The organism is Streptomyces sp. NBC_01089, from assembly GCF_045162975.1.
In the GTDB taxonomy this organism is placed as follows: domain Bacteria; phylum Actinomycetota; class Actinomycetes; order Streptomycetales; family Streptomycetaceae; genus Streptomyces.
Window position 1 is genome coordinate 2,421,716 of record NZ_CP108660.1, and the last position, 20,129, is coordinate 2,441,844.

Genomic DNA, 20,129 nt, shown 5'->3' on the forward strand with positions numbered 1-20,129 from the left:
GCGGCCCCGCGATTCCGGGGAGGCCGCGCAGCGCTTCCCCTTCACGCCCAAGAGCGAGGAGGGCGCGGAAGGGGAACGTTGGGGGTACCTGCGCAACTCCGCCGAGAGCGGCGACCGGTGCCTGGGCCTGGGCCTGGTGGAAGGGGCCGACGGCTACGCGCGGGTGGAACTCGGGCCGTGCGTGGATGCCCTTCTCCCGTCCTTCGGACTCCGGTTCGTCCCGGCTGAGAACAAATCCCGTCTCCAGTGGGTGAACCATGGAAGGCGGCTCGGGATGCCTGCGAGCGTACGGCGAGAGCAACGCCCTCTGCAGCGCAAGATGCGGTCACGCGCCGTCGCTGGATTTCACGCCGGCGCCCGTGCACTGACATCGCGCCCATGACCGACAACAACGCCCCGCCTTCCCGCGGTGCGGACGCGCCGTGGGCGGCTCGCAACGCGCGCGTCGTGGTCTTGTGCTGGGTGCTGGTATCGATGGTGTGCGCGGTCGCTGCTGGCGGGGTCTTCGACCGGCTTGTCGGCGGTGGGTTCACCCCCGCCGACGCGCCGTCGGCCACCGCCAACGCCGAGGTCCAGCGCCTGTTCCACGACCGGAGCCCGGACGCCGTGCTGTTGTTCCGCCGCATCGGGGCCGCACCCCACACCGGTGTTCCCGATCTCGCCCCCGCTGTGCAGCGGACCGTGACCGACCCGCGCTTCACGTCGCTGGCGTCCGTCCCCGCCGAAGCGGGCGGCGCCGTGGCCTCGGGGGACAGCGGCCCCGCCGTCGCCGTGCCGGTCTTCCTCCGGGGCGACACCACGGCGGCCAAGCGCGCGAGCCTCGCCGAACTGCGCCGGACGATTCGGCCCCCGACCGGGTCCGAGGTCCTGTTCGGAGGGTCCGCGGCCTTCGCGGAGGAGACCGCCACCAGGACCCAGCACGACCTCGTCCACGCCGAACTGATTGCCGCGCCGGTGCTCCTGTTGCTCCTGCTGCTCGTGTTCCGGAGCCTGTGGGCGGCGTCGCTGCCACTGGTCTGCGGGGCGGTGGCAGCTATCGGGGCGCTCGCCGCGCTCCGGCTGGCGTCCGAGTTCACCGACGTGTCCGTGTTCGCGGTCAACCTGGTCAGCATGCTGGGCCTGGGGCTGGCAGTCGACTACGGCCTGCTGATCATCACCCGCTACCGCCAGGAGCGGACGGGACTGCCGGACGCCGCGGCGCTGGCCACCGCGGTCCGCACCGCCGGTCGCACCGTCGCGACGTCCGCCTTCCTGGTTGCCGCCGGCCTCGCCAGCCTGGCCCTGTTCCCGCTGACGTTCACCCGCTCCCTCGCCATGGGCGGGATCGCTGTCGTCGCCGTGGACGCCGCGGTCGCGCTGACACTGCTCCCGGCGCTGCTCGCCGTGCTCGGCCACAGGATCGCCGCCGCTGCGCCGTCCCGGCCCGCGCGGTGTCGGCCACACGCGAGGCAACGCCGCGCGAGGCCCCGCGGACGGTGGAAGGACGCGGGCGACGGCCTGGTCTGGCTGCGGATCGCCCACGCCGTGACCCGTCGGTCGGCCATGTGGCTTGCCGCCTCCGGCGCGGTGCTGCTCGCATTGGCGGTGCCCGCCCTGCAGTTGCGTGTGGCGGGGATCAGCGAGACCACACTGCCGGCCTCCTCGCAGACCCGTCAGGTCACCCGCTACCTGGAGGAGTCGCTGCCGGCCTCGGGGGGCGCGACCATCGAGGCGGTGGTCGACCTCGGCCAGGACACGGACTCGCCTGCCGGTCGCCGGGAACTCGCCGCTTGGATTGCGCGAGCCGCGGCGCCGCCTGTCTCCGTGCTCCGCCCGAAGGTGGCGGCGACCCGAGGGAACGCTGCTCTGGTGACGGTCTTGAGCGCGGGCGGCCCGGCCGACTATCGCGCCACCGTCCGGCGCCTGCGCGCGCTGGCGCCGCCGGCGGGCGGTGGCGTCCTGGTCGGCGGCCCTGCCGCCGCCGACCTCGACCAGGTCGACGCGCTGCGCTCACGCCTGCCACTGGTGGTCGCCTTCGTCGCAACGGTCACCTTCGTCGTGCTGCTCGTCGCCTTCCGCTCGCTCCTCGTGCCGCTCAAGGCGGTGGCGACGAGCGCGCTGTCCACGGCAGCGGGGCTGGGCATGATGGTCCTCGTCTTCCAGGACGGGCACCTCTCTCATGTCCTGGACTTCGCCCCGCTCGGCTACGTCGAGACCACGCAGCCAGCCGTCGTCCTCATGGTCTTGTTCGCGCTCTCCCTCGACTACGAGGTCTTCCTCCTAGCCCGCGTCCGCGAGGAGTACCGGCGTACCGGGGACAACACGGAGGCCGTGGCCACCGGACTGCGCCGCACCGGCCCGGTGATCACGGGGGCTGCCGCCCTGTTCCTGGTCGTCATCGCGGCGTTCGCCACGAGCCGTGTCATCGCCCTCAAGGAGGTCGGTGTAGGACTGTTCGCGGGGATCCTGCTGGACGCGACGCTGGTGCGCGTCGTCCTCGTCCCGGCCGCCATGACGCTCGTCGGCCGTGCCAACTGGTGGCCGACCGGCCGGCCGGGCCGACCGGATCCGACGGCGCCTGCCTCGGACACGGACCGCGTGGGGGTGCCTCGTTGAGATGATCCGAGGGTTTCCCACCAGGCCGGCGCCCGACGGTTTCCGATGCCGGTGGGATGCCCGTCGAGGGGCCTGGATCCGCGGGCTGGACTACTCCGGCGGTTCCAGCCTTCCGAGCCCGAAACCGCCGCCCCCGTCCGGAGGACATCCGTGCCCCTGATCGTCGAGACGTTCGATCCCCGCCGCGATGAGCGGCCACCATGGTGGGAGGCGTTCCGCCACTCCGCAGGCCTGCACGTGCCCTGGGACTGGGACCTGCTCCGGCTGGCGCCCCCGTCCGCCGTCGCCGTGGCGTTCGACGGCGAGGATGTCGTTGCCGCGGCGGTGGCCCGCCGCAATCGTGGCGTGGCCGACGTACGGCCCCTGGGCGGCACCGCACAGCCGAGCTGGTGGACGGCGGACCCGGTCCCGTCCCCCGCAGTGCCGCGGTCTCTCGCGCGGGGGCTGCGCGCGCAGCTCGGGTTCCCGGTCCTCGGCACTCTGTGGCGGGAACTCGACCGGGACCGGGCCGTCGCTCTGGGCGGCGTCCGCTTCAAGTGCCGGATCAACCCGGTCGCGCTGCTGCCCATCGAGTGGAGTGACGAGGAAGGGTGGCTGAGGACGCTGTCGTCCAAGCGTCGCAGGACCTTGCGGGCAACGGCGAGGGCTGTCGCGCGCGACGAGGGCCTGCGCCTGGCTGACGGGCCCGTCGGCGACCTCGACGCCGACGCCCTGATCCGGCTGATCCGGTTGAACGAGGTCAAGTACAACGGGCCCCGCCATCAAAGCCGCATGTCCGACGCTTGGCTGCGCGGCCTGTTCCGGCGCCGGGATGTCCGCGCTCTCTCGTACCACGAAGCGGACGGGAGGATGCTGGCCGCGTTCACCCTCATCGACCACCCCACCTGGCCGGTGGTCCACCGGTGGGGAATCGTCCCCGCAGAGGAGGGGGCCCGCAAAGACCTGTATTTCCACGCGTACCTGCGGACCGTGGCCTGGGCCACATCCGCTGGCAAGCAGGGTCTCCTCCTGGGCAAGGGGCTCCCCGACATCAAACGCCGGCTCGGCTGCCGGATCGAGGACCGCTACGCGGTCCTGGTCGCCGACGGGCTGTGAGACCGTCCCGCGCGAGGGGCCGGCGCCGAGGGGACCATGGTGCCTCGACAACCGAAGAAGCCACCACACATCATCACTGTCAGTCCAGGCCGAGGCGCAGGAGAGCCGCAGTGACGACCGCTTCGGTGTGGCGTCGTTCGGCGCACGTGAGGACACGGACGTCACGGTCGTCCCAGTCCATCTCCAGACAGCGGTCGGTGACCAGGTCCAGCATGACCTTCCGCGGGCCGATGACGGCCCCGTAGCAGGCGGTGGTCGAACGCGCCGAGTGGCCCGCCCACAGGACGAGTTCGCTCGGGCGGTCCAGGTGAAACACCGACTCGCCGTGGCACGGCGCCGGATCCAGGCCGAGCAGGTCCAACACGGTGGGCATGACGTCCAGGTGCGAGGAGTGGGTCACTTCTCCGGACGGCAGGTCCGGATGGGACAGGGCGAACGGCACGATGGTCTGCTCGGCGGTCACGGCGCTGCCGTGGGTGAGGTATCCGAGTGTCCCGAACGCCTGCCCGTGGTCGCTGGTCACCACGACCAGTGGGTCATGCAGGAGACCCGAACTCGTGAGCGCGGCATGCAGGCGCGCCAGGTGCTCGTCCGACTCCTCGACGGCGTCGAGGAACCGGGCGCGGTCACCATGCCGGTCGGGCCGGTCGGGCAGGGGCCTGTGAACGCGGTAGGGGACATGAGTGTCGCTGGTGTGGACGTGCAGGAACCGTGGCGCGCGACCGGCGCCGTGGTCGTCCCAGAACCGCCCCAGGAGCTCCATACCCAAAGTCGACAAGTCGCGGTCGCAGGTCTGAGGACCGAGGTCCCGGCGGTCGATGATCCTGTCGTAGCCCGCCTCCTCCAGGACCGCGCCCAGCCCGAAGTACCGGGTGTCGTAGGACGTCAGATATGCGGTGCGGAAGCCGGCCGCCGCCAGGTGGGCGATGTGCGAGGCGCCGGCGGGCCTGTACCGTCCGTGCGCCAGAAGCAGATGGGCGTTGGTGGTGCGTGGTGACAGGGAGAAGTGACACCGCGACACGACTGCGTCGGCGAAGACGCCCTCGAGGAACGGCGTCCGCGCGCCCCGGGAATCGAACACGGCGAGATGGTCCCGCCCCACGGACTCCAGGGTGATCAAGAGGACGTCCCGGCCGCGCAACGCGCCGAACCGAAGCGACCGGCGGGCCGGACGCTCGGTCAGAGCGTGCAGCCGTTGCTCGCCCGGTTCCAACGGCTGGTGTGTGGTCGTAGCCGGCCGGACCCGCGCCAAGAGGAAGTCGCCCATCAGGGACGAACGCAGCGACCACCGCCGCTGCAGTGGGCGGCTCGCCGCCAAGCCGCCGGCAAGGAGGAGTTGAGCTCCGCCCAGTGCGACGCCTGCCGACGGCCGCGGCCCGCCCACAGCCAGGCAGACCAGCGCCACTGACGGCCCGGCCCAGACGCACAGGACTTCCCGCACCGGTCCCACCGCAATGCCGGTGGCCAAGGCCAGCACGACCGTGGCCTCCGTCGCCCTCGCGGCCTGCGGGCCCAGGAGCGGCGAGGCGAGCCACGCGACGAGAACCCCCGGAAGGAGAAGGAAAGCGCGGTTCTCCAGGAAGAAGACCCGCAGCCGCCCCATGCCTGTCGACTCGCGGGCCGTTCCCGACAGCATCACCTCTGCGGCCACACGCGGACCGAACTCCATGGTGAACGCCCGCCACAGCACGGTGTCGACCAGGACCAGGACGTACGTGACCAGAAGCGCGAGCGAGACCGCCGCCAGAGCGACAGGACCACCCGCCCGGTCTGCGACCAAAGGCAGCGGCCCGAGGACCGCCGCCCACAACGCGTCTGTCAACGAAGGCCGCGCGGCGGCGTGGCCGCGGAGCTTGACCCCCCGGACCACGGTCGTGAACGTCATGGCGACAGCGCTCTCACGCACCAGATCGGTCAGACCCAACGAATCCGGCTCCCCCGTGAACTTGCCCCAGCCCGTCCCAGCCACGTCCAACCGGTGAAAGCGGCGCAGCGGAGGCGCCTGTGACGGCGCGGAGGCGAGAGATCGCGCCCCCACGTCCGCTACAACGTTTCCTCAGCCAGTCGGTTACGCACACGGGCGAGCAATAGTCCCCGGGTTACGGCGGGGCCCGCCGAGCGCAAGGCCCACCGCATCTACGCCACCCGTATCACGGCCGTTGACAGGCCGCGAGCTCGTTGGGGGCCGACGCAGCTCTGCGCCCGCCCGATTGTCTACCGGAGAGACCTCGCCCTGGCCCCTTCACGCGACTTGGGCCAATCGCCAGGCTGCGCTCATATGATTGCGACGCGCCAGCACTGTCCCTACGCACCGTTGCCCCGGCGGCAGTCGGAGCGCGCCGAATGCCCACGCAACACCGACAGAATCAGTGCCCATCGGGCGTGGAATCGCGCGTTCCCACAGAACCCCGTGCTCATCGAAACACGGGCCCTGCAGGGGGCGGCGGCTCCGCGTGATTCCCCTTTCGGCGGCATGCAGTGGCCGAAGGCGTCAGACGGTGGCCACCAGCAGATCCTCGCCGCTCGACGGGCGGAGGCCGTCGGCCCGACCGGCGAAGTACCGCTCTGCGAGGGCGGTTCCCGGCACATGGCGCACGTTCTCGAAGCCGGCGTCACGGGCCAGTGCCAGCATCTCGTGCGGGGTGTAGAAGCTGATGAACGGCGTTCCGGCCGCCTGCGCCTGTGGCTTGGTCGCCTCGAGTGCGGGGCGGTCGGCGTCATCGATGAGTTCGGTCGGCAGCATGAACGTCATGGCGAGCGTCGAGCCGGGGGCCAGTCCGGCGAGCCGGCGCAGGGTCTCCGCGGTGGCGTCCTTGGTGAGGTACATGGTGACGCCGGTGCAGACGACGACCGCCGGGCGGCGGGGATCGAATCCGGCGTCGGACAACTGCTGCCACCAGTCGCCGCCCGCCTCGAAGTCGACCGGTACCAGTCGCAGCCAGTCGGGGATCCCGTAGCCGAGGTCGATCAGGCGCCGTCGCTTCCATGCCTGGGTGCCGGGCTGGTCGATCTCGAACACCCGCAGGCGGGAGGCGACTTCGGGCCTGCGCTGGGCGAAGGTGTCGAGCCCGGCCCCCAGGACGACGTACTGCGTGACGCCGTGACCGGCCTGCTCGACGACCAGGTCCTCGATGAAACGGGCACGGGCCACGATGGCCGCCCGGAACCCGCTGGTGGCGTGCGGGTCCATGTCCGGGCGCCGCCGCCACTCCGCGCCGGGGTCCACCAGCCGCAGTCCGACCTCGTCCTCGACCACGTGCGGCGGCGGGTCGACCTGTACGTGCATCGCCCGCCAGAGAGCCGTACGCACCGCTGTGCTGTCCGGCGCCCCGGTCTGTTCGTCAGCCATGGTGCTCCTCCTTCGTCTCGGTCAGTCCCTGGCCGGAGCCTGGAGGCTCCAGAGCCGGCCGTCGGGGTCGCGGACGGTCATTTCCTCGGTCCCGTGATGGGTGCCACCGAACGGCGTGACCACCTCGACGGCGGGATCGGGACGGAAGGCGGCGGCGTCCGGGACCTTCAGTACGATCCGGGTCTCGGGCTCCTGGTCCTCGGGGACCTCGGCGATGAAGACGTAGGGGCCGTCACCATTACGGAGCTGACCGGAGCTGTGATCGGTCGCGAACTCCAGCTCGTAGCCCAGCGCCTGGAAGAACTTCGCCGCCTTGCCCCAGTTGTGGGTCGTCAGGAAGACGGCCTCGATGCCTTCGGTCGCCATATCAGGTCTCCTTCTCGGACGATTGCTGTCGCTGCGCTTGGGTGCCGTCGAGGTAGGCGCGCAGGGCGTCCGCGACCAGCGCCGAGAGGGACGAGCCCGACTCTATGGCGTGATATTTGACCTGCTTGATCAGCTCGACCGGCAAGTACACGTTGAACTGCTTGACCTCTTCGCCACTCACCACACGATGCTAGCATCCTAGTGTGCTAGCAAGCTAGCGCCGTGTCGGGCGACGTTCGTCCTGTCGGCCGCGGCGCGTAGGCGCCGGTCGTCGGCATGGCGGTTTCGCCGGACGGTGCAGCGGCGGACCCCGCTACCGGCCGGGTGCGGCATCAGAGGCCGGGGGCCGAACTCGTCCAGCCCCGTCCTGGGCCCGGCGAGCAGCGGCCCCGGCCCGGTCCGCACGGGCGAATCGTTGGCGCCGAGGCACGCGACGACGGTCCGGGCCACAACCAAGAGCCAACCCGGGAAGACGGATCGCCCCGGCCCGCTCAGGCGCCCACCGTCCCGTCGACGCCCTCACGCAGGAAGTCCGCGTGCCCGTTGCGCCGGCCGTACTCCAGGAGCACATGCACCCTCACCATCCGCAGCGAGACCTCTTCCTCCCAGCGCGGCTGATACCCGGTCAGGTCGAGCGACCCAGCGGCCCGCTCGATACGGCGTGAGTGCTCCACCTCTGCCTCCCAGGCGGCGAACGCCTCCGCCCGGGTCGAGGTGCTCGCGTCGTACGCCACCTGGAAATCGGTCCTGTCGGACCACACCAGAGGCACATCGTGGTCCTCGAACACCCGGCGGAACCAGGCGCGTTCCACCTCCGCCAGGTGTCGCACCAAGCCGAGCAGCGACAGGGCCGACGGCGGCATCGACTGCTGCCGCAGGTCCTCGTCGGTGAGTCCTTCGCATTTCATCGCCAGGGTGGTCCGCTGGTAGTCGAGGAAAGCCCGCAGCGTGTCGCGTTCGCTGCCACAACTGGGCGGTCCCGCACGATGGTCGGTGGTCACCGCTGGGCTCCTCATCCGTGCGTGTACTGCCTTGTCCGGCCAGTCTGGCAGCCGGCGCGGCTCACCCCCGGCCGTCGCCGGTCTCCACCGGCCGGTCCGACGGCAGGCCCCACTCGCTCCAGGACCCGTCGTACACGGACAGATCGCGGTATCCGGCGAGTTCGGCCCCCAGGGCCAGCACACAAGCGGTGACGCCCGATCCGCAGCTGAACACCAGCCGTTCACGTCCGCCCGCGGCCCGGGAGAAAGCCGTACGCAGTTCGGCCGCCGGGGACATCCGGCCGCTCTGCTGGATCTCCGTGAAGGGCAGGTTCGCCGCTCCCGGCATATGGCCGCCGCGCAGCCCCGGGCGCGGTTCGGCGGCCTCGCCGGAGAACCGGGCGCGAGCGCGGGCGTCCAGGACGGCCACCTCTGGGCCGGCGAGCGCCGCGGTGACCTCCGCGCTGCCGACGACCAGGCCGGTACGGGGACGGGCGGTGAAGTCGCCGGGAGGGGCGGTGAACTCGCCCGGCCGGGCTGCCGGTCCGGGCCCTTCCCTCTCGACCGGCAGCCCCGCCGCCGTCCAGGCGGGCAGCCCGCCGTCGAGCACGGCGGCCCGCTCGAAGCCCATCGCCCGGAGCATCCACCAGGCCCTGGCGCTGGAGTGGATGCCCACCGCGTCGTAGACCACGACCGTGTCGGTGTCGTTCACACCCAGCGCCCGCAGCTCGTCGGTGAAACGGCCTGCGCCCGGCATCGTGTGCGGCAGCGGGCTCGTGCGGTCGGAGAGCGCCCCGTCGATGTCGAAGCACCGGGCGCCCGGGATTCCCGTCCAGTCCTCCCGTACGCGGGACGTACCGGGTGCGATACCCCGGTGCGCGCCGACCGACGCGTCGAGGACGACAAGGCCCGGCCCGCCGAGACGGGCCGCGAGCCAGTCGACGCCGACCAGCGGCCCCGGCACCCCGCAGGCCGGCGGCAGAGCCTGTTCCGACGACGCGTTCACCGTACTCATCCCGTACCCCCCGTACCACCGTGGATCCGGCAGGATCCGTACGTCCGTACGCCCCGCTCGGCGGCCTGGTTGCCGGACCGATCGCCGGCCCGGTCGCCGGCCGCCGTCTATGCCCGCGCAGCTGCCGGGAGCTGCCCCGCGGCGCTGCCGTCCGCCTCCCCCGCCGCGCGTGCGCCCCGCAGCAGGACGACCGAGAGTACCGCCGCTCCCGCCATCGCCACCGCCGCACCGACCGCCGCGAAGTCCAGGCCGTGCACGAACGCGCGGTGCGCCGAGGTGAGCAGGGCGCCGTGGGCCACCGCGGTCGCGCCGCCCAGTGTCTCGCGGGCGGCGCCGGGTGCGCCCGCCATGTCGCTGCGGTACACGGCGGCCCCGATGGATCCCAGGATGGCCATGCCCAGGGCCCCGCCCAGTTCCTGCCCGGATTCCAGGACGGCGGCCGCCGACCCCGCGCGCTCGGGCGGGGCCGCGCCGAGAGCGAGTTCGTTGGCGAGCGTCATCGCGGCGACCAGGCCGCCCGCGTACACCGCCGAGCCCGCGAGCGTGAACCACAGCGGCGAGTCACCGTGCACCCGGCTCAGCCAGAGGAACCCGCACGCCGAGACCGTGAAGCCCGCGCCCATCACGTACGCCCGGTCGAAGCGTTTGGCGAGCACGGCCCCGGCCGGTGCGAGCACCGCCACACCCGCCATCGGCACCAGCGACCAGAGCGCCGCCGTGAGCGGGCTCAGGCCCAGCACACTCTGCAGGTACTGGGTGAGGAAGACCGCGAACCCGACCGTCGCGAACATGGCCAGCAGGTTGGCGAGCAGCGAGCCGCAGAAGGCGGGGCGGCGCAGCAGTGCGAGGTCCACCATCGGGTGTTCCAGGCGCTGTTGACGCAGTACGAAGACGACACCGACGACCAGGCCCGCGATGACGCTGAGCGCGGAAAGCGGGGTGTATCCGTGCGCCGCCAGCTCCTTGACGCCCCGGATGACGGGCAGCAGCGTGGCGAGCGAGAGCACCGCGCTCAGCAGGTCGAACCGGCCGCGGGCCGGTGTTCTGAACTCCGGGAGCAGCAGCGGGCCGAGGACCAGCAGCAGCGCCATGGCCGGCAGGTTGACCAGGAAGACCGAGCCCCACCAGAAGTGGGCGAGCAGCAGTCCGCTGACCACAGGGCCGAGCGAGATACCGGTGGTCATCACCGCCGTCCACAGGGCGACCGCCTTGCCCCGCTGCCGCTCGTCGCGGAAGAGGTGGCGGATCAGCGCGAGGGTCGACGGCATCAGCGCGGCTCCGCCCACACCGAGCAACGCCCTTACGGCGATGAGCTGTCCGGCGCTGTGGGCGTAGGCGGCGGCGACCGATGCCGTGCCGAAGAGCACCGCGCCCGCGAGCACCAGCCGGCGGCGTCCGACGCGGTCGCCGAGCGCGCCCATCGTGATCAGCAGCCCGGCGAGTACGAAGCCGTACATGTCGAGCATCCACAGCTGCTGGGTGGCGCTCGGTTCCAGGTCCCGGCTGATGTACGGGATGGCGAAGTAGAGGATGGAGACGTCCATGGAGACGAGGAGCAGCGGGAGCATCAGCACGGCGAGTGCGATCCACTCCCGGCGGCCCGCTGTTGGTCCTGCCGTGGGGGCTGGTTCGGGTACGGGGTCGGGTACTGGAGTGTGCGCTGCAGGGGTCATGCCGGGAGCGAAACAGCGCCCGGTGTACGCCGCAAACAGCTTGCTGGTGCACCCTGGTGCGGTCCTTCGCTGAACAGGGTTTTCGCCGCCAACCGCACTAGTACAGTGGCGGGATGAGCAGCCAGCCGCCCTATCTGCGCGCCGCCGCCGGGATCCGCCGCAGGATCGAGTCGGGCGAGCTGGCGCCCGGCGACCGCGTGCCCTCGACCCGGCAGATCGTCCGGGAGTGCGGGGTGGCGATGGCGACCGCCACCAAGGCGCTGGCGGCGCTGCGGCAGGAGGGGCTGGTACGGGCGGTGCCCGGCATCGGCACGGTCGTCGCCGCGCCCCCGGGCGGGGGTCCCGGCACGCCCGCCGCGCAGGGCAACGCCCCTGCGGGTTCCGCCGCGCAGGGGCCGGCCCGTGCCCGAATCGTCCGTACAGCCGTCGCGTTCGCCGACGCCGAGGGCCTGGCCGAGCTGTCGATGCGGCGGATGGCCACCGAACTCGGGCTGTCCACCATGGCGCTGTACCGCTACGTCCAGGGCAAGGCCGAGCTCGTACAGCTGATGGCGGACGCCGTGTACGGGGAGCGGCCGCTGCCCGCGGTCCAGCCGGCCCACTGGCGTGCCAGGTTCGAGCTCGGCACCCGGTGGCTGTGGGAGGCGCACCGGCGGCACTCGTGGATGGCGCGGGCGATGGCCTCCTTCACCCGCCCCACCCCGGCGCCGAACGCGATGGCGTACACGGAGTGGATGCTGCGGGCCGGTGCGGACACCGGACTGTCGAAGAACCAGGTGATGCATCTGCATCTCACACTGTTCGGCCATGTCCAGGGGCTGGCGACGGCCACCGACCTCGAAGGGCAGGCGGTCCAGGACACCGGGCTCTCCAGCGACGAGTGGATGGCCAGGAACGAGACACAGTTCTCGGCCCTCGGGGCGACCGGCGCCTACCCGCATCTCAATTCGCTCGCCGGACACGAGAGCTTCGCGTTGGACCTCGGGCAGGTCTTCGAGTTCGGGCTGTCCCGGATCCTGGACGGCGTCGCGGTACTCCTCAGCAAACATTCCGTATAGCGAACATGACCCTGCGGACAACGGACGATTTCCGGCCAACCTTTTGACGCGGTCCTGACACAGGGTCCTCACAGATGTCACTCTCTCCCCGTTCTGCGCACTGCTTGCTCGTCAGGGCGGCTCACCAGGTCGCTCTGTCCACCCTTGCAGAAGGAGTCCGCGTGAGACCCACGCACCGTCGTGCCACCGCCACCGGCGCCCTCGTCGCCGCTGCGGCACTGCTCGCCGTAGGAGTACAGGCCGGCACAGCCTCCGCATCACCCGGGAACACGGCCGCGCCCGCCGCGGCCACCGGCAAGTCCGCCCCCGCCGCCGCCCCGGCAGCCCTCTCGCCCTCCCAGCGGGCCGAGTTGCTGCGCGAGGCGAACTCCACCAAGGCGGACACCGCCAGGAGTCTCGGTCTCGGAGCGCAGGAGAAACTCCTGGTCCACGACGTCACCCAGGACCGGGACGGCACGACGCACACCCGGTACGAGCGCACCTACGCCGGACTCCCCGTCCTCGGCGGCGACCTGGTCGTCGACTCGTCGAAGTCAGGGGCGACCGAGGGCGTCACCAAGGCGTCCCGCGCAGAACTGAAGAACGTGAACACCAGCGCGGCCGTGGCACCGGCCGCAGCCGAGAAGTCGGCGCTGAAGGTGGCGGCCGGCCGTGGGTCCGCGAGGACCGCGGCCGACGGGGCGCCCCGCAAGGTGGTCTGGCTGGCCCAGGGCACCCCGGTGCTCGCCTACGAGACGGTCGTCGGGGGCTTCCAGGACGACGGCACCCCGAGCGAGCTGCACGTCATCACCGACGCCACCACCGGCAAGAAGCTCTTCGAGCGGCAGGCCATCGAGACCGGCGTGGGCAACACCGAGTACAGCGGCAAGGTCACCCTCGGCACCACCAAGTCGGGGTCGAACTACACCCTGAACGACGGCGGCCGCGGCGGTCATCTGACGTACAACCTGAACCACGGGACGTCCGGCAAGGGCACCCTGTACACCAACACCACGGACACCTGGGGCAACGGCCTGGCCTCCAACTCGGAGACCGCGGCCGCCGACGCCCACTACGGCGCGGCCGAGACCTGGGACTTCTACAAGAACGTCTTCGGCCGGACCGGCATAGCGGGCAACGGCGTCGCCGCCTACTCCCGTGTCCACTACGGCAATTCGTACGTCAACGCCTTCTGGGACGACAGCTGCTTCTGCATGACGTACGGCGACGGCGCCGGCAACGCGGACCCGCTGACCGCCATCGACGTCGCGGGCCACGAGATGTCGCACGGTGTCACCGCGGCCACCGCGGGGCTCAACTACAGCGGTGAGTCCGGCGGGCTGAACGAGGCGACGTCGGACATCTTCGGTACGTCGGTCGAGTTCTACGCCAACAACGCCGCCGACCCCGGTGACTACCTCATCGGCGAGAAGATCGACATCAACGGCGACGGCACCCCGCTGCGCTACATGGACAAGCCCAGCAAGGACGGCGCGTCGAAGGACGCCTGGTCCTCCAGCCTCGGCGGACTCGACGTCCACTACTCGTCGGGCCCGGCCAACCACTTCTTCTACCTGCTCAGCGAGGGCAGCGGCAAGAAGACCATCAACGGCGTCAGCTACGACTCGCCGACGTCCGACGGCCTGCCGGTGACCGGCATCGGCCGGGACAAGGCCCAGCTGATCTGGTACAAGGCGCTCACCGAGAAGTTCACATCGACGACCAACTACGCCGCGGCCCGCACCGGGACGCTCGCGGTCGCGAGTGAGCTGTACGGCGCGAGCAGCGCCGAGTACAAGTCGGTCGCGGACGCCTGGGCCGCCATCAACGTCGGCGCCAGGCCCGGCGGCGGAGACCCGGGCACGGGCACCGTCTTCCGGTCCACCGCCAAGCTCGCCATCCCGGACGGCGGTTCGGCGGTCACCTCGCCGATCGCGGTCACGGGTGTGACGGGCAAGGCACCGGCCACGCTCAAGGTGGACGTCGACATCAGCCACACCTGGCGCGGCGACCTGGTGATCGACCTGGTCGGACCGAGCGGGAAGACGTACCGGCTGAAGAACTCGAGCCCGTCCGACTCGGCGGACAACGTGGTGGCCTCGTACACGGTCAACGCGTCCACCGAGACGGCCAACGGCACCTGGAAGCTGAAGGTCCAGGACGTCGCCCGACAGGACACCGGAACGCTGAACAGCTGGAAACTGACCTTCTGATTTCCCGCCACAAAGCTGCCCGGCCGCACTAATGTTCCACTGAACGGCGCTTCACAGAAGCTTCGTTCGACCGCACGGTTGTTCAACAGGACAGTGCTGCCCGGGGGACCCCAATCTCCCCCGGGCGGCGCCACCACCCGCACGTCACCCGCACTTTTCCAACCCCCCACCTCTGAAAGGGAAAATCGAGTGACCTCTCACATATCGCGTTCGCAGCGCATCGCCGGTTCCATCGCCGTCGCGGCGATGCTGGCCGCCGGCCTCACCTCCCTGTCCTCCGGTGCCGCGGGCGCCGCCCCGACACCGGCCGCGCCGGCCGCGCAGGCGCTCGCCCTCTCCTCGTCCCAGCACGCGGCCCTGCTCCGCACGGCGGCGGCCAACACCGCGAGCACCGCGGGCAAGCTCGGCCTCGGCAGCCAGGAGAAGCTGGTCGTCCGGGACGTCATCAAGGACGCCAACGGCACGACGCACACGCGGTACGAGCGCACCTACGCCGGACTCCCGGTGCTCGGCGGCGATCTGGTCGTCCACACGCCGAAGTCGGGGGCGGCCACCGTCACCAAGGCGACCAAGGCCACCATCAAGGTCGCCGGTACCACCGCCGCCGTGAAGCCGGCCACCGCCCAGCAGAAGGCGCTCAGCGCCGCCAAGTCCGCGGGCGCCGACAAGGCTTCGGCCGACCAGGCCCCGCGCAAGGTCATCTGGGCGGCCACCGGCAAGCCCACCCTGGCCTACGAGACGGTCGTCGGCGGCTTCCAGGACGACGGCACCCCCAGCAAGCTGCACGTCGTCACCGACGCGGCCACCGGCAAGAAGCTCTCGCAGTGGCAGGCGGTCGAGACCGGCACCGGCACCAGCGAGTACAGCGGCAAGGTCACCCTGGGCACCACCAAGTCGGGGTCGAACTTCACCCTGAACGACGCCGACCGCGGCGGCCACCAGACGTACAACCTGGACAACGGGACGTCCGGCAAGGGCACCCTGTTCAGCAACACCACCGACACCTGGGGCGACGGCACCGCCAAGAACCCGGAGACCGCGGCGGTGGACGCGCACTACGGCGCGGCCGAGACCTGGGACTTCTACAAGGACGTCCTCAAGCGCAACGGCATCGCCGGTGACGGCAAGGCGTCCTACAGCCGGGTCCACTACGGCGACTCGTACGTCAACGCCTTCTGGGACGACAGCTGCTTCTGCATGACGTACGGCGACGGCGAGGGCAACGCCGACCCGCTGACCGCCATCGACGTCGCGGGCCACGAGATGTCGCACGGCCTCACCGCGGCCACCGCGAACCTCGACTACACGGGCGAGTCCGGCGGGCTCAACGAGGCGACGTCGGACATGTTCGGCACCTCGGTCGAGTTCTACGCCGACAACGCGTCGGACCCGGGCGACTACCTCATCGGCGAGAAGATCAACATCAACGGCGACGGCACCCCGCTGCGCTACATGGACAAGCCCAGCAAGGACGGCGCCTCGGCCGACTACTGGTCGTCCAGCCTCGGCGACCTCGACGTGCACTACTCGTCGGGCCCGGCCAACCACTTCTTCTACCTGCTCAGCGAGGGCAGCGGCAAGAAGACCATCAACGGCGTCGACTACGACTCCCCGACCTCGGACGGCTCCACCGTCACCGGCATCGGCCGGGACAAGGCCATCCAGATCTGGTACAAGGCGCTGACGACGTACATGACCTCGACGACCGACTACGCGGCGGCCCGCACGGCGACGCTCAAGGCGGCGAGTGACCTGTACGGCGCGGACAGCGCCGAGTACAAGGCGGTCGGCGCAGCCTGGACCGGCATCAACGTCAAGTAACACCCGCACCCCGGCGAAGGCCCCGCCCCCACACCGCAGTTCGGTGTGGGGGCGGGGCCTTCCGCTGTCCCCCGCCGCCGGGTCCCTGCCGGGGCCGCCGGTCACGGCCATAGGCTGACGCCATGACGGAACCACGGGTACGCGTCCTGCTCGCCGACGACGAGCCGCTGATCCGCGCGGGGATCCGGGCGGTCCTCGCCGCCGACCCCGCCATCGAGGTCGTCGCGGAGGCCGCCGACGGACACGAGGCGGTCGAACTGGCCCTGAAGCACCGGCCGGACGTCGCCCTGCTGGACATCCGGATGCCACGTCTCGACGGTCTGCGGGCCGCCCGACAACTGCGGACGGCGGCGCCCGGCACCGCACTCACCATGCTGACCACGTTCTCCGACGACGAGTACATCGCGCGGGCCCTGGACAGCGGTGTCAGCGGCTTCCTGCTGAAGTCGGGCGATCCGCGGGAGCTGATCGCAGGGGTACGGGCCGTGGCCGGGGGCGCCGCTTTCCTCTCCCCCGATGTGGCCCGGCGGGTCCTCACCCATCTCGGCGCCGGACGGCTCTCCCGGGCGGCGGACGCCCGCACCCGGCTCGGCCCGCTCACCGACCGCGAACGCGAGGTGGTGGCCCGCGTCGGGGCGGGCCTCTCCAATGCGGAGATCGGGGCGGAACTGCACGTCGTCGAAGGCACCGTCAAGGCCCATGTCAGCTCCGTCCTCGCCCGGCTGGACCTCAGGAACCGCGTCCAACTGGCCGTCCTGGCCTACGAGGCCGGGCTGGTGACCAGCACCGGCTGACGGACCGTACCCGCCGTCACCGGGGCCCCGGCAGCCCGCGCGGCCCGACGCTCCCCCACACCCGGGCGAGCAGCAGGAAGAGCAGCAGCATGGCTCCGCCGCCGGCAGCCAGGGAGAGCGCGGCGGCGACGGCGGGCGAGCCGGGCGGCGCGGGACAGAGCGCTGCCGCCACCCGGCCGGCCGCACCGGCCACGAGGGCCGCCCCGACCAGCCTTCCGTAGGCGCCCACGACCCTCCTGGCATCCAGCCGCCCCGCCATCCTCCGGCGCAGCAGCCGCGCGGTGAGCAGCAGCCCGACCGCGTAGGCGATCCCGTAGGCGGCGGCCATACCCGTGACCGCCCAGCGCGCGGGCAGCAGCAGATGGCAGCCGGTGGCCAGCGCCACCTGGACCGCGCCGGTCCACAGGGCCATCAGGAACGGGGTGCGGGTGTCCCCGAAGGCGTAGAAGCCGCGGAGCAGCACATACTGCGCCGAGAAGGGGATCAGTCCGGGCCCGAACGCCTGGAGCATCCGCCCCAGCGGCCGAGTGGCGGCGGCGTCGGCCGCGCCGTGCGCGAAGAGCAGTTGCGCCAGCTGCGGTCCGAGCGCGAGGAAGAAGAAGGCGACAGGAACGATGACGACACCGCTGGTCCGCAGGGCGTGGGAGAGGTCGCGGCGCATGTCGTCCTCCCGGTGCTCGGCAACGGCCCGGCTCATCCGGGGCAGCAGGGCGGTGACCAGCGTGACCGTGACGACGGACTGCGGCAGTGACCAGATGGTCTGCGCGTACGTGTAGGCGGTGAAGCCGACTCCGGCCCGGGGCAGCGCCCGGTCGGCGGCGGTCGCGTAACGGGTCACGAACGTGGCCGCCACCAGGTTGGCCAGGACGAACAGCAGCGTCCAGCGGGCCGCTCCGAGGCTTGCCCGCAGCCCGGTGCCGCGCCAGTCGAAGCGCGGCCGGAAGCGGAATCCGGCGGCCCGGACGAACGGCCCCAGGGCGACGGCCTGAACGGCGAGGGCCAGAGTGGTGCCCGCGCCCAGCAGCGTCACCTGTGCCGGGGTGATGCCGTGCACCCCGTCAGCCGCCGTCATGGCCCCGGCGTACCAGCCGAACACGGCGATCAGCAGGAGGTTGTTGAGCACCGGCGTCCACATCATCGCCCCGAACCGGTTCCGGGCGTTGAGCACTTGGCCCAGGATGCCGTACATCCCGTAGAAGAAGATCTGCGGCAGCAGGAAACGGGCGAAGACCACGGTCAGCTCGAACGCGGCGTGATTGCCCGGCGTGTCCCTCTGGTACACGCCGATGATCTGCGGCGCGGCCCAGACCGCGAGCAGGGACCCCGTCCCGAGAACGGCCAGCGTGAGCGTGACGAGCCGCTGCTCGAAGGCGCGGCCGCCGTCCGGCTGTTCCAGCCGGGCGCGGACCAGCTGTGGCACGAGCACCGAGTTCAGCGCCCCGCCGATGATGAGGAAGTACAGGCTCGCGGGGACGGTGTTGGCCTGGTTGTAGGTGGTGGCGAGGAGCCCCGTACCGAGTGCCCCGGCCTGGAGGACCTGTCTGACCAGGCCGGTCGCCCGGGACGCCACGGTACCGGCCGCCATCAGCAGGGCGGGGCGCCGCAGCGCGCGGCGGGCCGGGCCGGGCTTCCTGACGGCGGCATGCCGTCCGCGGGCGGCCCTCCCGCGGGCCCGCGTCACTGCCGCTGGGTCCGTCCCCTCCACGCTGTCTCCCCCTCGCTCCGTGCTGTTCCGCGCTGCGCCGACGGTAGGCAGCGCGGCGGGCCGGGTTCATGGGGCGAAAGGCAGGCACCACCCCCGACTTTCGTCGGGGTCCGGGAAGCGGCCTGCTCCGGCAAGCTGGACGCATGCGGAGAGAGCGGATCACCGACGTGGCACTCTGGGCGCTGGTCGCTGCGCCGGTGCTGATCGCGGCGCTGGTGGGCGGCGGGGGTGCGTGGTGGCGGGCCCCGGCCGGGATCGCCGTCCTCGGGGCGGGCGTCGGGCTGTCGCGCAACCGGCCGCTCGCCGCGCTGCTGCTCACGGTGGCCATGGGTCTGACCGTGGCACCCGGGCTCTGGACCCCGCAGTACGCGGCGGCGCTGGTGGTCTTCGGCTATCTGGCGGGCCGGCGGACGGCGCTCGCCCGGCCCGCGCTGTACGCGTTCGCCGGGACGGCCGCGGCCGGTCTGCTGATCACGCTGGCCGCCCGCCTGGACCTCTGGACCTGGCTCGTGGAGCTGTCCACCCTGGCCTTCGCGGTGATGGTGCCGTGGCTGCTCGGCAGATATGTGCGGCAGTACGTGCAACTCGTCGACACCGGCTGGCTGCTGGCGGGCCGGCTGGAGCGCGAACAGCGCGTCGCCGCCGACCGCGCGCGGCTGCTCGAACGCGGCAGGATCGCGAGCGACATGCACGATTCGCTCGGCCACGATCTGTCGCTGATCGCCCTGCGGGCGGCGGCACTTGAGCTCGACCCCGCGCTGGACGGCCACCAGCAGAGTGCGGCCGGTGAGCTGAGGGCAGCCGCGGGGGACGCCACCGCACGGCTGCACGACATCATCGGGGTCCTGCGGGAGAACGACGGAGCGGCGCCGCCCGCACCGTCGGGCGAGACCGTGGCGGAACAGGTGGAGCGGGCCCGCGGATCGGGAATGGACGTGGAGCTGACCGACGAAGGTACGGCGGGCGCGCTGGCCCCGATGACCCGTCGCGCGGTCCACAGGACCGTTCAGGAGTCGCTCACCAACGCGGCCAGACACGCTCCGGGCGCGCCGGTGACGGTACGGCTCGTACGGTCGGACGGGTCGTTGACCGTCACCGTCACGAGCGGGGCCGCACCGCCCGGCCGTTCATCGGACCGGTCGGCGGATTCCGGCAGGGCGGACGCGGCGGATCCGCCCGGCGGCTCGGCCGGTGGCACGGGGCTGGTCGGCCTGGACGAGCGGATCCGTCTCACGGGCGGGGTCCTGCGTCACGGACCACTGCCCGGCGGCGGTTTCGAAGTGCGCGCCACCCTGCCTCCGACTCCTGGCACGCCCCCGGCGATCAATCCCGAACGCCCCTCATCAGCCGAGGAGTTGGCGCGCGCCAGACAGCAGGTGCGGCGGCGGCTGAAGCAGGCGATCTGGGTCCCGCTGGCCGCCACCGCCGCACTCGGGGTACTGATCGGTGCCGTCGGACTCGCCACCCGCTGACCGGCGGAGCCCGG

The 20,129-nt window shown here is 71.7% G+C and carries 15 protein-coding genes; 7 read left to right on the top strand and 8 right to left on the bottom strand.

Annotation, left to right across the window (positions count from 1 at the left end):
• Positions 1-378: 378 nt before the first annotated feature.
• Together OG510_RS10605 and OG510_RS10610 are read left to right on the top strand one after the other, a co-directional pair.
• Positions 379-2,595, top strand: a complete 2,217-nt coding sequence (locus OG510_RS10605; protein WP_406136543.1) for an MMPL family transporter — start codon at positions 379-381, stop codon at positions 2,593-2,595.
• Between the two features lie 150 nt (positions 2,596-2,745).
• Positions 2,746-3,690, top strand: coding sequence for a hypothetical protein (locus OG510_RS10610; RefSeq protein ID WP_406136544.1), 945 nt, complete (start codon positions 2,746-2,748; stop codon positions 3,688-3,690).
• 79 nt (positions 3,691-3,769) lie between these two features.
• On the opposite strand, the gene OG510_RS10615 is transcribed toward OG510_RS10610, so the two are convergent.
• From OG510_RS10615 to OG510_RS10645, 7 genes are all read right to left on the bottom strand, one after another.
• Entirely contained in the window at positions 3,770-5,614 is a 1,845-nt protein-coding gene (locus OG510_RS10615; protein ID WP_406136545.1) for a sulfatase-like hydrolase/transferase, read from the bottom strand.
• A 567-nt stretch (positions 5,615-6,181) separates the two neighbouring features.
• Entirely contained in the window at positions 6,182-7,039 is an 858-nt protein-coding gene (locus OG510_RS10620; RefSeq protein WP_406136546.1) for a class I SAM-dependent methyltransferase, read from the bottom strand.
• 21 nt (positions 7,040-7,060) lie between these two features.
• Positions 7,061-7,405: a VOC family protein gene (locus OG510_RS10625; protein WP_406136547.1), complete on the bottom strand. Its 345-nt coding sequence runs from the start codon at positions 7,403-7,405 to the stop codon at positions 7,061-7,063.
• A 1-nt stretch (position 7,406) separates the two neighbouring features.
• Entirely contained in the window at positions 7,407-7,586 is a 180-nt protein-coding gene (locus tag OG510_RS10630; RefSeq protein ID WP_406136548.1) for a CopG family transcriptional regulator, read from the bottom strand.
• A gap of 310 nt (positions 7,587-7,896) precedes the next feature.
• Positions 7,897-8,406, bottom strand: coding sequence for a DinB family protein (locus tag OG510_RS10635; protein ID WP_406136549.1), 510 nt, complete (start codon positions 8,404-8,406; stop codon positions 7,897-7,899).
• Positions 8,407-8,467: 61 nt separating this feature from the next.
• Positions 8,468-9,400 (bottom strand): sulfurtransferase, encoded by a 933-nt coding sequence (locus tag OG510_RS10640; RefSeq protein ID WP_406136550.1) that lies wholly within the window; start codon positions 9,398-9,400, stop codon positions 8,468-8,470.
• 107 nt (positions 9,401-9,507) lie between these two features.
• Complete coding sequence (locus OG510_RS10645; protein WP_406136551.1) at positions 9,508-11,073, bottom strand: MFS transporter; 1,566 nt, start codon at positions 11,071-11,073, stop codon at positions 9,508-9,510.
• Between the two features lie 113 nt (positions 11,074-11,186).
• On the opposite strand from OG510_RS10645, the gene OG510_RS10650 reads away from it, so the two are divergent.
• The 4 genes from OG510_RS10650 to OG510_RS10665 all read left to right on the top strand — a co-directional run bounded on the left by OG510_RS10650 (position 11,187) and on the right by OG510_RS10665 (position 16,938).
• Positions 11,187-12,131 carry a TetR/AcrR family transcriptional regulator C-terminal domain-containing protein gene (locus OG510_RS10650; protein WP_406136552.1) on the top strand — a complete coding sequence of 315 codons (945 nt, stop codon included), beginning with the start codon at positions 11,187-11,189 and terminating at the stop codon, positions 12,129-12,131.
• 161 nt (positions 12,132-12,292) lie between these two features.
• Complete coding sequence (locus tag OG510_RS10655) at positions 12,293-14,323, top strand: M4 family metallopeptidase (RefSeq protein ID WP_406136553.1); 2,031 nt, start codon at positions 12,293-12,295, stop codon at positions 14,321-14,323.
• Positions 14,324-14,569: 246 nt separating this feature from the next.
• The gene (locus tag OG510_RS10660; protein WP_406142357.1) at positions 14,570-16,144 is read left to right on the top strand and encodes a M4 family metallopeptidase; all 1,575 of its coding nucleotides are present in this window, start codon (positions 14,570-14,572) and stop codon (positions 16,142-16,144) included.
• A 122-nt stretch (positions 16,145-16,266) separates the two neighbouring features.
• Complete coding sequence (locus OG510_RS10665; protein ID WP_406136554.1) at positions 16,267-16,938, top strand: response regulator; 672 nt, start codon at positions 16,267-16,269, stop codon at positions 16,936-16,938.
• 16 nt (positions 16,939-16,954) lie between these two features.
• On the opposite strand, the gene murJ is transcribed toward OG510_RS10665, so the two are convergent.
• Positions 16,955-18,523 carry a murein biosynthesis integral membrane protein MurJ gene (gene murJ, locus OG510_RS10670; RefSeq protein ID WP_406142358.1) on the bottom strand — a complete coding sequence of 523 codons (1,569 nt, stop codon included), beginning with the start codon at positions 18,521-18,523 and terminating at the stop codon, positions 16,955-16,957.
• 263 nt (positions 18,524-18,786) lie between these two features.
• On the opposite strand from murJ, the gene OG510_RS10675 reads away from it, so the two are divergent.
• Positions 18,787-20,115 carry a sensor histidine kinase gene (locus tag OG510_RS10675; RefSeq protein ID WP_406136555.1) on the top strand — a complete coding sequence of 443 codons (1,329 nt, stop codon included), beginning with the start codon at positions 18,787-18,789 and terminating at the stop codon, positions 20,113-20,115.
• Positions 20,116-20,129 lie beyond the last annotated feature (14 nt).